17 protein-coding genes are annotated in these 12371 nt (G+C 65.4%); 9 read left to right on the plus strand and 8 right to left on the minus strand.

Annotated features, from left to right (window positions below; translation table 11 throughout):
• Positions 1–38 precede the first annotated feature (38 nt).
• Both AABF56_RS08025 and AABF56_RS08030 read left to right on the plus strand, forming a co-directional pair.
• Positions 39–866 carry a pseudouridine synthase gene (locus AABF56_RS08025; protein ID WP_272805531.1) on the plus strand — a complete coding sequence of 276 codons (828 nt, stop codon included), beginning with the start codon at positions 39–41 and terminating at the stop codon, positions 864–866.
• A 120-nt stretch (positions 867–986) separates the two neighbouring features.
• Entirely contained in the window at positions 987–1571 is a 585-nt protein-coding gene (locus AABF56_RS08030; protein WP_272805532.1) for a methyltransferase family protein, read from the plus strand.
• A gap of 2 nt (positions 1572–1573) precedes the next feature.
• On the opposite strand, the gene AABF56_RS08035 is transcribed toward AABF56_RS08030, so the two are convergent.
• From AABF56_RS08035 to AABF56_RS08050, 4 genes are read right to left on the minus strand one after another with little or no spacing between them, the layout of a single operon-like run.
• The gene (locus AABF56_RS08035; protein WP_272805533.1) at positions 1574–2101 is read right to left on the minus strand and encodes a DUF1697 domain-containing protein; all 528 of its coding nucleotides are present in this window, start codon (positions 2099–2101) and stop codon (positions 1574–1576) included.
• Positions 2098–2517, minus strand: a complete 420-nt coding sequence (locus tag AABF56_RS08040) for a DUF2267 domain-containing protein (protein WP_272805534.1) — start codon at positions 2515–2517, stop codon at positions 2098–2100. Before AABF56_RS08040 ends, AABF56_RS08035 begins: the two co-directional genes overlap by 4 nt.
• Positions 2518–2521: 4 nt before the next feature.
• Positions 2522–2887 (minus strand): membrane protein insertion efficiency factor YidD, encoded by a 366-nt coding sequence (yidD, locus tag AABF56_RS08045; RefSeq protein ID WP_272805535.1) that lies wholly within the window; start codon positions 2885–2887, stop codon positions 2522–2524.
• A 6-nt stretch (positions 2888–2893) separates the two neighbouring features.
• On the minus strand, positions 2894–3340 hold the full coding sequence (locus tag AABF56_RS08050; RefSeq protein WP_133035393.1) for an iron-sulfur cluster assembly scaffold protein: 447 nt from the start codon (positions 3338–3340) through the stop codon (positions 2894–2896).
• Positions 3341–3734: 394 nt separating this feature from the next.
• Between AABF56_RS08050 and folE the strand changes: the two genes are divergently transcribed.
• The 3 genes from folE (at position 3735) to AABF56_RS08065 (ending at position 6262) form a co-directional block, all read left to right on the plus strand.
• Positions 3735–4346 (plus strand): GTP cyclohydrolase I FolE, encoded by a 612-nt coding sequence (gene folE, locus AABF56_RS08055; RefSeq protein WP_272805536.1) that lies wholly within the window; start codon positions 3735–3737, stop codon positions 4344–4346.
• 139 nt (positions 4347–4485) lie between these two features.
• Positions 4486–4938, plus strand: a complete 453-nt coding sequence (hisI, locus tag AABF56_RS08060) for a phosphoribosyl-AMP cyclohydrolase (RefSeq protein ID WP_336314378.1) — start codon at positions 4486–4488, stop codon at positions 4936–4938.
• A gap of 361 nt (positions 4939–5299) precedes the next feature.
• On the plus strand, positions 5300–6262 hold the full coding sequence (locus AABF56_RS08065; RefSeq protein WP_244765388.1) for a patatin-like phospholipase family protein: 963 nt from the start codon (positions 5300–5302) through the stop codon (positions 6260–6262).
• A gap of 79 nt (positions 6263–6341) precedes the next feature.
• Here the strand turns inward: AABF56_RS08065 and AABF56_RS08070 are convergent, their stop codons facing one another.
• Positions 6342–6770 carry a CBS domain-containing protein gene (locus AABF56_RS08070; RefSeq protein ID WP_244765387.1) on the minus strand — a complete coding sequence of 143 codons (429 nt, stop codon included), beginning with the start codon at positions 6768–6770 and terminating at the stop codon, positions 6342–6344.
• 186 nt (positions 6771–6956) lie between these two features.
• On the minus strand, positions 6957–7697 hold the full coding sequence (locus AABF56_RS08075) for a rhomboid family intramembrane serine protease (protein WP_272805537.1): 741 nt from the start codon (positions 7695–7697) through the stop codon (positions 6957–6959).
• A gap of 292 nt (positions 7698–7989) precedes the next feature.
• Here AABF56_RS08075 and AABF56_RS08080 point away from each other — a divergent pair, with 292 nt between their 5' ends.
• The 3 genes from AABF56_RS08080 (at position 7990) to AABF56_RS08090 (ending at position 10466) form a co-directional block, all read left to right on the plus strand.
• Positions 7990–8625 (plus strand): PAS domain-containing protein, encoded by a 636-nt coding sequence (locus AABF56_RS08080; protein ID WP_272805538.1) that lies wholly within the window; start codon positions 7990–7992, stop codon positions 8623–8625.
• Positions 8626–8770: 145 nt separating this feature from the next.
• Positions 8771–9382, plus strand: coding sequence for a PilZ domain-containing protein (locus AABF56_RS08085; RefSeq protein WP_244765384.1), 612 nt, complete (start codon positions 8771–8773; stop codon positions 9380–9382).
• 484 nt (positions 9383–9866) lie between these two features.
• Positions 9867–10466, plus strand: a complete 600-nt coding sequence (locus AABF56_RS08090) for a transglutaminase-like cysteine peptidase (RefSeq protein ID WP_244765383.1) — start codon at positions 9867–9869, stop codon at positions 10464–10466.
• Between the two features lie 141 nt (positions 10467–10607).
• Here the strand turns inward: AABF56_RS08090 and AABF56_RS08095 are convergent, their stop codons facing one another.
• A complete protein-coding gene (locus tag AABF56_RS08095) occupies positions 10608–11582 on the minus strand; it encodes a GlxA family transcriptional regulator (RefSeq protein ID WP_244765382.1) in 975 nt (324 codons plus the stop codon).
• A 31-nt stretch (positions 11583–11613) separates the two neighbouring features.
• On the minus strand, positions 11614–11871 hold the full coding sequence (locus AABF56_RS08100) for a hypothetical protein (protein ID WP_272805539.1): 258 nt from the start codon (positions 11869–11871) through the stop codon (positions 11614–11616).
• On the opposite strand from AABF56_RS08100, the gene AABF56_RS08105 reads away from it, so the two are divergent.
• Positions 11870–12310, plus strand: coding sequence for a BA14K family protein (locus tag AABF56_RS08105; RefSeq protein ID WP_244765381.1), 441 nt, complete (start codon positions 11870–11872; stop codon positions 12308–12310). The genes AABF56_RS08100 and AABF56_RS08105 overlap by 2 nt on opposite strands.
• Positions 12311–12371: the final 61 nt, after the last annotated feature.

Below are 12371 nucleotides of genomic sequence, written 5' to 3' on the forward strand. Positions count from 1 at the left end.
GCCGGTCAACCGCGGCGATCAGGGGTTTTACGGGCAGCATGGCGAAAGACAGAGGCAAACGGCAAAAACCGACGCCTGCCGGCAGGACAGCGGCCGCCCCGAAGGCCCGCGCCGCCGCGCGGCCCGAGGCCGCCCCCGCAGGCAAGCGCGCCACCCTGCCCCGCGCCCTCTCCAAGCTCGGCTTCTGCTCGCGCACGGAGGCGGAAGCGCTGATTTCGGCCGGCCGCGTCGCCGTCGCCGGCCGTATCGTCACCGATCCCGAGACCTGGATCGACCTTGCCGACGCGCGCATCACGGTGGACGGCGCGGCGGTCGTCGCGGAAAAACCCGTCTATCTCATGCTCAACAAGCCCCGCGGCCTCGTCACCACCCGGCACGATCCGGAGGGCCGGCCGACGGTGTTCGAATGCCTGAAGCACCTCGATCCCGCGCATCTCTCGCCCGTCGGCCGGCTCGACAAGGCGAGCGAGGGCCTGCTCCTCTTCTCCAACGACACGGAATTCGCCAACGCCCTGCTCGATCCGAAGACCCATGTCGCCAAGACCTACCATGTCCAGATCGACCGCATCGCCGACCGGCTGGTCCTCGACGCGCTGGAGAAGGGCGTCCACCACGACGGCGAGTTCCTGCGCGCAAGGTCCGTAGGCAGGCTGCGCGACGGCGAACGGAATTCCTGGCTCGAGATCGTGCTCGACGAGGGCCGCAACCGCCAGATCCGCCGCATGCTGGAAGCGCTCGATATCGCATGCCTTCGCCTCGTGCGCGTCGCCATCGGCGATCTCGTGCTTGGGGATCTCGAAAAGGGCGCCGTCCGCCCGCTGACGGAGGCGGAAGTCAAGAGGCTTCGCCGGCTCGTCCGCCGCTGAGCACCGCGACTGCGTTTTCCCCGCACTACCGGCCGGCCGCATACTGGGTCGCACGGCGCGAGCCTTGACTCTCCAGTCACTGGAGGTTGCAGACTGGCCGCGACCCAGACCGGAGACCCGATGATGCCCTCCCTGCCCGTTCTTTCCGCGGCCCTCATGGGCGCCTATCTCGCCGCCTTCCTCACCCTGACGGCGGTTTCGGCGCGGGCGGCGGGACGGCCGGCCTGGCTGTTCGGCCTCGGCGGCCGGCAGGGCCTGCCCGCCCTGCTCTTCCGCCTGAGCTTTGCCGGCGGCCTGCTCTACCCCGTGCTTCTCGCCACCGGCGTCGAGCCGGCGCCGGCGTTTCTCGATCCGCCCCCGCCGGTCCGTATCGCCGGCCTGCTGCTGGCGCTTTCCGGCGGCCTCTTCGCCATCCATGCCCAGCGCTGCATGGGCCTGTCCTGGCGCATCGGCTCGGCGGCGGGGCATTCCGGCGCCATCGTCGAAACGGGGCCTTTCCGCCTGTCGCGCAATCCGGTCTTCGTCGGGCAGGTCGCGCTCTTCGCCGGCCTTCTCGTCGCGCGGCCGGATGCGGTCCAGCTCGCACTCACGGCCGCGCTCGTGCTCGCGGTCCGGCTGCAGGTTCGGGTGGAGGAGGCGGTGCTGGTCCAGGATCTCGGCACGGCCTATCGCGCCTACCGGCAGCGGGTGCCCCGGTGGCTGTGAGCTCAGCCGAGCATGGTCGCAAGGCCGTTGACGGTGTTGGCATTGCGCAGGGTGCCGATGCCGAGCTTCTTCGTCGTCAGGTGCGACAGGAGCTTCGTCTCGCTCGGCTTCTGCGAGAAATCCACCCAGAGATCGCCGTCGACGACGGCGAGGCGGATGCCGGGCCTGGCGATCCTTTCGAGCCTCGGCAGAACCTCCGGCCCCAGCGGCGTCCGCATGACGCGGATGCCCACATCCGCGCCGTTGCCACTCGGAAAAGGATTGCCGGCCGCAAGCCGCCGCCAGGCCTCCGCCGTGCGCAGGATGATGTCGGCATGCTTTTCGAAGCGCGCGCGAAACGCCGCTTCCAGCCGGTCCTCGATGGCGCAAAGCGGTTCGTCCTCTCCCTCGAAGATCAGGTTGCCGGTGGCGACCAGGGTGCGCGTGCCGCGAAAGCCGAGGCCTTCGGCCATGGCCCTGAGGTCGGCCATCACGAGCCGCCGTCCGGGGCCGAGCACGATGGAATGCAGAAGAGCGACATAGACCGTCATGGGCGCCAGAACGCCCGTGCGGCGGGCGGCAGCCGGTCGAGGACGCGCGCGAAGGCCGCCGGATCGACATGCCGGCCGAGGGCGGCGGCAACATCGGCGATGGCCGTCTGCGGCGAGACATTGTGGTCGCCGCGAAACGCCTGCACCTCGCGGGTCAGCACGTCCCGTTCCGCAAAGGGCCGGACCGGTTCGGCGATATCCCAGCCCGACACGAAGAGCGCGCGCAATACCGGCGGCAGGACCGCGGCGAAGGCAAGCGCGTCCGCCACAGAAAGCCGGCGGCGGAACACCGTCAGAACGGCCTCCGCCATGGTGAAGGCCTGGTTGGTGGTCTGCAGCATGGCCGTGTCGCGGGCATCGACGAGGAAGGCGTCGAAATCGCGCGAGGCCTGGCGGTATTCCATCGGCACGGTCATGGCGTCACCGCCTCTTTTCCGCGACGCGCCACAGCCGCCAGGGCGCCCACCAGTGAAAGCGCGGCGCCAGCGCCTCCGGCACGGGATCGAAACCATGGGTGCCGCCGGGGCCGCAGCGGGCGACGCGGAACAGCGCCAGGAAGCCGCCCCGCCACAGACCGTGGCGGGCGACGGCCTCATAGCCATATTCCGAGCAGGTCGGCAGGTGGCGGCAACCGTTGCCGATGAAACCGGAAAGCGTCAGCTGGTAGAGCCGGATGAACCCCATGCCGAGGAGGCGGCCCGGCGTCCGGCGGAACGGCCCCTGCCAGTTGCGCCCCCTATGGACAGGCCGCGCACCGGCATGCCGGCAGTCGGGCGCATCGCACATCGCCCCTCACCCGGCCTTTTCCAGCCGCTTCGCTTCGATCTGGCCGATGGCGTCCACCACGGCGTCGAAGGTCAGCATGGTGGAGGCGTGGCGGGCCTTGTAGTCCTTGACCGGCCGCAGGAACCGCATGTCCTCGAAGCGGCCGTCCGGCCCCTCGCCGTCGGCCTTGAGCATGGCCAGCATCTTGTCGCGCGCGTCGCGGATTTCCGCCGTCGTCGCGCCGATGACATGGCGCGCCATGATCGAGGACGAGGCCTGGCCGAGCGCGCAGGCCTTTACCTCATGGGCGAAATCCGTGACCCGGTCGCCGTCGAGCTTCAGGTAGACCTTGACGCGCGAGCCGCACAGCTTGGAATGGGCGCCGGCCTCGCCGTCCGCATCGGCAAGCGTGCCGATGCGCGGGATGTTGCCGGCAAATTCGAGGATACGGCTGTTGTAGATATCGTCCATCATGGTCCCGTTTTCCGCATTTTTTGCGGAATCTTCAATGATCCGAGGAGATTATTCCGGCCTCGTCGGTAAAAAAGCACGGCGTGTCGTCTCAAGCCTCTTTCGCAGGCCTCGCCCGATACTATATGATAACTCGTATTGGGGTGAGCGTTTTGCAAGACGCTGGAGCAATTCCCGGAAACGTGCGAAACGGTTTTCCGTCCGGAACTGCGAAGGCAAGGAGCAAGTCGTTCACCTGTTGTTTGGGAAACCGTGCCGGACGGTCATGCGCACTGAGAAGCGAAGACCCGAAAGCCCCGGAGCCCGCCAACGGAACCCAAGCCTGCAGGGTTAGGCGAATGGCCAGTGGCGAGTCCGATAAACACGTCAGGTAACCTGCAGAAAGGTCAATGGGTCCATGGACGCCATAGTCACCAATTTCCCGCGTGTCGACGATCCGGCCGGCCGTCCTTCGCAAAAAGAGGCGGAGGATGCCGTTCGCGTCCTGCTCCGCTGGGCGGGCGACGATCCGGAGCGCGAGGGGCTGCTCGACACCCCGGCGCGCGTTGCGAAAGCCTATCGCGAGCTCTTCTCGGGTTATGATCTCGCCGCCGAGGACGTGCTGGGCCGCACCTTCGAGGAAGTGGCCGGCTACGACGACATGGTGCTGGTGAAGGACATCCCGTTCTTCTCGCATTGCGAGCATCACATGGTGCCGATCATCGGCAAGGCGCATGTCGCCTATCTGCCGAACGGCCGCGTGCTGGGCCTCTCCAAGATCGCCCGCGTGGTGGAGATCTACGGCCGCCGCCTGCAGACGCAGGAGACGATGACGGCGCAGATCGCCAGATCGATCGACGAGACGCTGAACCCGCGCGGCGTCGCCGTGATGATCGAGGCGGAGCATATGTGCATGGCGATGCGCGGCATCCAGAAGCAGGGCTCGACAACGCTCACCACCACCTTTACCGGTGCCTTCAAGACCGAACCGGCCGAGCAGGTCCGGTTCATGACAATGATCCGGAGCTAGAGCATTTCCAGCCGAAGCGATCTCGCTTCGGCGTCGGATAATGCGGCAAAAGCAAGAGTCTGGAGTATTTCCAGCAAAAGTGCGCAGCGATTTTGCGTCCGGGATTGCGTCAAACAGAAAGATGGAGCAATCGACCGCGATGCCGATCATCTTCGAGACCCCGCCCAAGGACAAGGCCGAGCTCGAAACGGGCCTGGCCTTCACGCCGCGCTTCGACGAGCACGGCCTGGTGACGGCCGTGGTGACGGATGCGAAGGACGGCGAGTTGCTGATGGTCGCCCACATGAACGCCGAGTCGCTGGCGCTGACCATCGAGACCGGCATCGCGCATTACTGGAGCCGCTCGCGCAAGGCGCTGTGGAAGAAGGGCGAGACCTCCGGCAACCTGCAGACCGTCGTGGAGCTGCGGACGGATTGCGACCAGGACGCCGTGTGGCTGAAGGTCGCGGTCGCCGGCCATGATGCGACCTGCCACACCGGCCGCAGATCCTGCTTCTACCGCACGGTCTCGAACGGTCCCGATGGCGCCGTGCTGACCATCACGGGCGGCGCGCCGCAGTTCGACCCGGCGGCGATCTACGGCAAAAATTAAGCATCCCGGCGAATTCCGTCCGGTTTCGGCACGGATTCACCAATTGGCAACCGATCCCGACGCTTAATGTCCTGCATGGCGGCTTCTATCCCCGCCATGCGGATCAGGACATGGAACCCCATCGCTCTCGTGCGTCACGACAGGTTTCCAAGGCCGCCCCCACCGGGGCGACGATCCTGCGGGCACGCGCCCTCCTCCAGCCGAAACAGGACGCACACGGGACAGCCCGGCAGGTTTTCGCCCGCAAAGTTCCCCGCGTCACAGAATGCATCTATCCTGTCATCTATTGTGTTGCCGAGGATGCCGCGATGCCGGAACCGATTGCTTCGCTGCGAATTCCTCTTGGTAACGGAGGTCGGGAATGTTGAACTGGAGTTTCAATCGTAGTCTTGTAACAGCCGATGCATCCGACCCCGGCGGTCCTTCCATGAACGACATGTCCCATATTCCCGCGCCGGCCCCGCCGCGCAAATCGAAGATCGCTCTGGCGCTCGGCGGCGGTGCCGCCCGTGGCTGGGCTCATATCGGCGTGCTGAGGGCGCTGGACGAGGAGGGCATAGAGGTCTCGATGATCGCCGGCACCTCCATCGGCGCCCTGGTCGGCGGCTGTTACCTCGCCGGCAAGCTGGACGAGCTGGAAGCCTTCGCCCGCTCGCTCACCATGCGGCGCATCGCGAGCCTGCTCGACTTCACCATTCGCGGTTCCGGCCTTTTCGGCGGCATGCGGCTGACCAAGCGCATGCAGGAGCATCTGGAAAACCTCTCGATCGAGAGCCTCGACCGACCCTTCGTCGCCGTCGCCACGGAGGTCAACAGCGGCCACGAGGTCTGGATCAACAGCGGCGCGCTGATCACCGCCATCCGCGCCTCCTACGCGCTGCCCGGCATCTTCGAGCCGATCAAGTGCAACAATCGCACGCTGGTCGACGGGGCGCTGGTCAATCCGGTGCCGGTCTCGGTCTGCCGCGCCCATGAGGAGCCGCTGGTCGTCGCCGTCAACCTCAACTACGACCTCTATGGCCGCTCGGCGGTGATCAAGCACAGCGCCAGCGAACAGAAGATCGACGAGCCGAGGCAGGAGGACAGCGCCGCGCGGCTCGGCCTGACGAGCGTGATGGTGCAATCCTTCAACATCATCCAGGACCGCATTTCCCGCGCACGCCTTGCCGGCGACCCGCCGGATCTCGCGCTGCATCCCAAGCTTTCGGATATCGGCCTGTCGGAGTTCCACCGCGCCGGCGAAGCGATCGATCGCGGTTATCTCGAAGCCAAGACCCGCATCACCGAGATCAAGCGCATGCAGGAAGTCGTGCTGATGCGCTGACGAAGAGACTGCATGCAGATACCGGAGCGGGCGGAGCGAGGATTGTCGCTCCGCCCGAAACCGTTCGGGGGACCGGAGGTCAGCTGGCGATATAGGCCTTGATGGCATCCGCCTCGTGCTGGATCGCCCGGATATGGGATTTCACCACGTCGCCGATCGAGATGATGCCGACGAGCCGGCCGTCCTTCTCCACAGGGATATGGCGGGCGCGCAGCGTGCTCATCATTTCCATGAGCTCGTCGACGGTCTGGTTCTCGCCGCAACGATGGACATTGCCCCACATGATGGAGGAAATGGGCTTGTCCAGGCATTCGGCCCCGTTGCGGGCGACGGCGGCAACGATGTCGCGCTCGGTCGCAATGCCGGCGATGCGGTCGTTGCGGTCGAGGATGACGATGGCGCCGATGTGGTTTTCATGCAGATAGACGGCAGCCTGCCTGACGGTGAGCTGCGGGCCGCCGGTAACGACGTTGCGGCCCTTCTCGTCCAGTATCGACTTCACATACATGCGTACCTCCCGTGTGCATCATGACGCAGAGAGGCGGGACACCCGATTGGGATTGCCCTGCCAGTACCGGCGGCATCCGCTTCCTCCCGCGACATGCCGCTCCCGTTCCGGTGTGCATGTGCGAACCGGAACACATCCATGGTGCGCCACGAAAGAGGCGATTGCAAGACCGCTAATGGACTATCGTTAATCCCGGCGGCTTTCCGGCGACCCGACATCGAAGAGCGGGAAGAAGAGGAAGCCGAACAGGAAGCCGCCGATATGGGCCTCCCAGGCGATCACCCCGCCGGCATCCGAGCCGAAGATCTGGCCGAAGCCGATCAGGAAGTTCGTCAGGAACCAGATGCCGGAAAAGACCAGCACGGAGCGGTTGGACAGCGCTTCCGGTATCGTCAGGCGGCGGTTGAGATGGGCGAACTGCCGGCTGATGCGCCCGCTCGGCGAAAAGACGAAGCGGGCCGCGGCCCCCATCAGGCCCGAGACGACGCCGGAGGCGCCGACGACGAGGATCATCGCCCCCCAGTGCAGCGCGGTGTGAAAGGCGACCGCGGCAACGGCCGAAAGGCACCAGAACAGGAAGAAGCGCGCAAGGCCGATGCGGCGCACCACCGGCGCTCCGAAGGCGACCATCCAGAAGGCATTGAAGATCAGGTGCTCCCAGCTGCCATGCAGCAGCGAATAGGTGACCGGCCCCCAGAGCCAGCCAAGATCCTGCTCGGCGAAGGGAATGGCATAGCGGCCGGGAATGAAGGCGAAATGCAGGAGCACGAACTCGTCCGCCGAAGCCGAGAGAAGATAGGTGCGGATCACGTGGATGGCGGTCAGGAGCGCCAGGACCGCGACGAGGCTGCCCGGCAGGTTGAAGGCCGGCTCCCGCTTGCGGATATCCACACTGCCACCCTGCACGTCAACGCCGTCGTTACTCATGACCGATCCACCAAACTCATAAAATACGAATCGCGCTTATACAGAGAAAAGAAAGGCCGTGCAGCTTTCGCTGACGGCCGGCGCCCCCAATCCCCGGGGCTGAAATCGATGTGCAGTAAACCAGTCCCTCATGGAGGGATGCCCGGATGTTCCCCCAAGCCGGCCGGCAGCGCAATCGAAACCAAATATTAACCTTAACGCCGCGCTGGCACGAAACTCGCTCCTTCCCCGGCAAGACCACCGGATGCCCGGCCCTTCGTGCCGAAACGGAACAGAATCGATTGGAATGAGCATGCAGACGAAGGCCATCACGGCCCTTTACGACTACTGGACGCGCCAGCGCGGCGAGCGCCGTGTTCCGTTGCGGAGCGCCATCGAGCCCGCCGACATCGCGCCGATCCTGCCCGACGTCTTCATCCTGGAGCACGGCCGGCTGCACGATCCGCGCTTCCGCCTGGCGGGCACGCGCCTCTGCGCGCAGTTCGGCCGGGAATTGAAGGGAACGGCATTCGACGCGCTCTTTGCCCCCGACCAGCGCACCCGCATCGCGCGGATCACGGAGAATGTGATGGCCCATGCGGCGCCCGCCATCCTGCAGGTCGCGCTCGTCGACGGCCGGCTGGAGACCACGGAGGCCGAGATCGTGCTGCTGCCGCTTGCCAGCAAGGGCAAGGCGGCGGATCGCATCATCGGCGCCTTCGCCCCCCTGCCCGGCCAGCAGCCGCCGCTGTGCGCCTTTCGCTATGCGACGCTCGGCGCGCTCTCGGTCATCGATCCGAGCCGCGCGCGCAGCCTCGAGGGCAACCGGCCGGCCATCCCCATGCCCACCTCCGTCATGGCCATGCGGCCGGCCGGCCTCGGCCAGACGGTGAGCCGCGTGCTGCACCTTCGCATCTTCGAAGGCGGCCGTCCGGCTGACGATGCGTGAGGTCGAAGGCGCAGCCGCAACCGAAAACGCCCCTGAGTTGTCAAAACACGCGACCGTGATCGCTTTTCAACGGGTTGGCAAACCTTCTGTTAACCTCGAAAGATTAAGAGTTGGAAAGAGATAGGATCATCAGGCCCGCGCGCACATGTACTCATTCCAGCAAGCATCGCCCGCCGCCCGCAAGCCGCAGCCCGAGCAGCGCAGCTTCCAGCGCGTCTCGGTGAACCTGCCGGGCCGGCTGATGCTGCCCAACCACGACGAATACGAGTGCACCGTGCTCGACATGTCGCCCGGCGACGCCAGCTTCGTCTGCGCCGCCCGCCCGCGCATGGGCGAGCGCATCATCGCCTATGTCGACCATCTCGGCCGCATCGAAGGCAGCGTCGCCGTCCTCAACGACAACGGCTTCGCCATTCTCCTGACCGCCACGGACCGCAAGCGCGAGAAGCTCGCCGCGCAGCTGACCTGGATCGCCAACAAGCATGAACTCGGCCTGCCGGAAGACCGCCGCCACAACCGCCTGGCGCCGCGCAACACCCGCACCGAACTGACGCTCGACGACGGACGGCGCTATCCCTGCCGCATCATCGACCTGTCGCTCTCCGGCGCTGCCGTGGATATCGAGGTGCGGCCGGCCCTCGGCACGCCCATACAGCTCGGCAACATGAAGGGCCGCGTCGTGCGCCATTTCCAGGAGGGCGTCGCCATCGAGTTCTCCTCCGTGCAGTCGAAGGAAGCCCTGACCGCGTTCCTGTAACATTCCGGGACGCCACGGCGCCGACCTGTTCCAAGAGGGCCCTGCGGGGCCCTTTGCTGTTTCAGGACGGCACAGGCTGCTCTTCGCGAAAATAAACGCAAAAAAATTTTCGGCCCGCCAAGGCGTTTTGCTGTCCCTTCTGGCGATTTCCTCGGTTTTCCGGCCGCCCGTCCGGTGCCGCGGCTCGCGGCTTGCGTTCCCCATCGGCGCGCCCAGCCCGCCAGCCGCCTCCCGAAGAGCGCGGCGCACAACGAAATATCCCTTTTATAATCAGCGAATTACGCCATCTGCCGCGATCTTGGCGCAGGCGGGATTTCGTTCAAATTTTAATCAAATACGCTTCAAATACAGATCAAAACAACGTCGAATTCTATTCTTATTTTATTCTTATGCTCCCTTGATTTGAGCTAAGTTATACTTCTGTTTTTCGCGCAAGATCAAAACATAGCTGTCATTGTGACCCCATCAAACGGGGACAGACACAATGACAAAAACGATCAAGACAGGGACGTTCGCATTCCTCTTCTCTCTCGCCGCCGCAGGCGCCGCGATGGCCCTGCCCGCCAACATTCCGCTGGCCGGCGCAACAAACCAGCCCATCGGGCACTATGAATTCTGCAAGCAGTACAGCGACGAGTGCGGTCCGACCGGCAAGGACACCGGCCCGCTCAAGCTGACGCAGGAAAACTGGAAGACGATCCTCAAGGTCAACTACACCGCCAACACCGAGTTCATGCCGCTGACGGACATGGAAATCTATGGCGTCGAGGAACAGTGGACCTATCCCGACACCGCGGCGGATTGCGAGGACTACGTGCTCATCAAGCGCAAGCGCCTGATGGAGGCCGGCATCTCGCCCTCCAACCTGCTGATCACCGTCGTGCTGCAGCCGAACGGCGAAGGCCATGCCGTGCTGACCGTGCGCACCGACCGCGGCGACTTCGTGCTCGACAACATGCGCAACAAGGTCCTGCTCTGGTCGCAGACCGAATACCGCTACCTGAAGCGCCAGTCCTCGGTGAATGCCGGCAAGTGGGTGAAGCTTCAGGACGGTCGTGCCGACGCCGTCGGTAGCGTCAAGTAACATCCGGCCGCCGCAAGGCGCCGCATGACGAGACTGCCCGGCGAGACCGCCGGGCGCGAGAAAGGGCCCGGTCAGTCCCCCAATCCCCGTCCCCGACCATGGCCCTGCGGCCGGTTCTGCTGTCCCGGAACCGGCCGCGCTCTATTTGGCCCGCTGCTCGGCCCGAAGTTTGAGCGGGCTTGCGCCGAAATGATTGCGAAAGGCGCGTGAAAAGGCGGAAAGGCTGTCGAAGCCGCTGCGCAACGCCACGTCCTGGATCGAAAGCGACGTATCGCGCACCAGCCGCTGGGCGGCCGTCAGCCGCAGGCGCAGGTAATATTTTCCCGGCCCGATGCCGAGGCCGGCGGCAAACAGCGTCTCCAGCTTGCGCGTGGAAAAGCCGAGCCGCCGGGCGAGCGCGGCAATGGTCAGCGGCCTGTCGATGGTGCGCTCCATGAGGCGGATCGCCGCGGCCAGGTCCGGCTGGTGCTCGCCCAGCCGGCCGAGCGAGACGAGCGGCTGCGCATCCGTCGCGGCGTGGGTCTCGTCATAGACGAAGACGCTCGCCACATCGAGCGCCACCGCCGAGCCGAACCGCGCGCGCACCAGATGCAGCATCATGTCGAAAGTCGGCGAGGCACCGCCCGAGGTCCAGAGCGGCCCATCGGTGACGAAGCGGTCGGCCCGCACGTTGAGCGCCGGAAAGGCGGCCGCGAAATCCTCCAGTTCCTCCCAATGCGCCGTCGCATCGCGCCCGTCGAGCAGGCCCGAGCGCGCCAGCAGCCAGCAGCCCGATTCGATGCCGGCCACCACGTCGAACCGCCGTGCCACCTTCTTCAGCCGCGACACGAAGGACCGATCGGCGTGGCGCTCCTGGTTGAAGCCCGCGATGACGAGCAGCGCGTCGCCGCTCGTCACGTCGGCAAAGGCGCCGTCCACGCGGATCTCCACGCCGCAGGTCAGGAGCACCGGCTTGCCGAGCGGCGACAGGATCGTCCAGCGGAACACCGGCTCCGGCACGACGCGGTTTGCCGCGCGCATCGGGTCGAGTGCCGAGGCGAGCGACATGATCGACGACTCGGGCAGAAGGACGATCGTGATATCGAGCGGCCCCTGCCGCGGCGCTTTTTTGCTCATGTGGAAATCGTCAAAAAATATGCGCGTTATGTCAATCGAGAAAATCGCGTTCGGGCATGATCGGCCGCACAGGAGATCTGGAGATGCAGCCGGATTGTGGTGAGAGCCCCTGTACCCCGAACACCCTGATCCGCATTTTACCGGAACGGGTTGGCGAGCCGGCAAGGCGGACCAACCCGTTTTTTTTGACCTTTTCCCGCGGGATCGCGGCCGTCATCGACAGCGACGGGAACCACCCGGGCCCATCCCGCGTTTCATTCTCGAAAAAAGCAGGAAAGGTTTTTGCCATGTTGAATCTCAAGACTGGTCTTGCCGCGGGCGCGCTCTCCCTTGCCCTGGCTCTGACCTCCGTCATCCCGGCCCAGGCCGTGACCTTTGCAAGGGTGCCCGTGCCGGAAGCCTCCGCCGTCGAGAAGGTGCAGTATCGTTACGATCGCCGCGACCGTCGCGATCGCTACGACCGGCGCGCCGAGCGCCGCTGGCACGGCCATCGCGGCTACCGCGACTATCGCCCGGGTTATCGCCGCCATTCGGATGGCTGGTGGTATCCGCTCGCCGCCTTCGGCCTCGGTGCCGCAATCGGCGGCGCTATCGCCAACCAGCCGCAGGCCGGCAGCGGATCGCACCAGAGCTGGTGTGCCAACCGTTATCGCTCGTACCGGGCGTATGACAACACGTTCCAGCCCTATAACGGCCCGCGCCAGCAGTGCGTATCGCCCTATTCGTGATGCGTATGGCGTAGAAGCAAGGAAGGGCAGCCATTCGGCTGCCCTTTTCGCTGCAGTAGAT

It is taken from the genome of Shinella sp. WSC3-e (assembly GCF_945994535.1).
GTDB lineage: Bacteria > Pseudomonadota > Alphaproteobacteria > Rhizobiales > Rhizobiaceae > Shinella > Shinella yambaruensis.

Bases quoted from the DNA above. Each gene is read 5' to 3' on its own strand.
- AABF56_RS08025 (WP_272805531.1), top strand. From the start codon at position 39: ATGGCGAAAGACAGAGGCAAACGGCAAAAACCGACGCCTGCCGGCAGG.
- AABF56_RS08030 (WP_272805532.1), top strand. From the start codon at position 987: ATGATGCCCTCCCTGCCCGTTCTTTCCGCGGCCCTCATGGGCGCCTAT.
- AABF56_RS08035 (WP_272805533.1), bottom strand. From the start codon at position 2,101: ATGACGGTCTATGTCGCTCTTCTGCATTCCATCGTGCTCGGCCCCGGA.
- AABF56_RS08040 (WP_272805534.1), bottom strand. From the start codon at position 2,517: ATGACCGTGCCGATGGAATACCGCCAGGCCTCGCGCGATTTCGACGCC.
- yidD (WP_272805535.1), bottom strand. From the start codon at position 2,887: ATGTGCGATGCGCCCGACTGCCGGCATGCCGGTGCGCGGCCTGTCCAT.
- AABF56_RS08050 (WP_133035393.1), bottom strand. From the start codon at position 3,340: ATGATGGACGATATCTACAACAGCCGTATCCTCGAATTTGCCGGCAAC.
- folE (WP_272805536.1), top strand. From the start codon at position 3,735: ATGGACGCCATAGTCACCAATTTCCCGCGTGTCGACGATCCGGCCGGC.
- hisI (WP_336314378.1), top strand. From the start codon at position 4,486: ATGCCGATCATCTTCGAGACCCCGCCCAAGGACAAGGCCGAGCTCGAA.
- AABF56_RS08065 (WP_244765388.1), top strand. From the start codon at position 5,300: ATGTTGAACTGGAGTTTCAATCGTAGTCTTGTAACAGCCGATGCATCC.
- AABF56_RS08070 (WP_244765387.1), bottom strand. From the start codon at position 6,770: ATGTATGTGAAGTCGATACTGGACGAGAAGGGCCGCAACGTCGTTACC.
- AABF56_RS08075 (WP_272805537.1), bottom strand. From the start codon at position 7,697: ATGAGTAACGACGGCGTTGACGTGCAGGGTGGCAGTGTGGATATCCGC.
- AABF56_RS08080 (WP_272805538.1), top strand. From the start codon at position 7,990: ATGCAGACGAAGGCCATCACGGCCCTTTACGACTACTGGACGCGCCAG.
- AABF56_RS08085 (WP_244765384.1), top strand. From the start codon at position 8,771: ATGTACTCATTCCAGCAAGCATCGCCCGCCGCCCGCAAGCCGCAGCCC.
- AABF56_RS08090 (WP_244765383.1), top strand. From the start codon at position 9,867: ATGACAAAAACGATCAAGACAGGGACGTTCGCATTCCTCTTCTCTCTC.
- AABF56_RS08095 (WP_244765382.1), bottom strand. From the start codon at position 11,582: ATGAGCAAAAAAGCGCCGCGGCAGGGGCCGCTCGATATCACGATCGTC.
- AABF56_RS08105 (WP_244765381.1), top strand. From the start codon at position 11,870: ATGTTGAATCTCAAGACTGGTCTTGCCGCGGGCGCGCTCTCCCTTGCC.
- AABF56_RS08100 (WP_272805539.1), bottom strand. From the start codon at position 11,871: ATGGCAAAAACCTTTCCTGCTTTTTTCGAGAATGAAACGCGGGATGGG.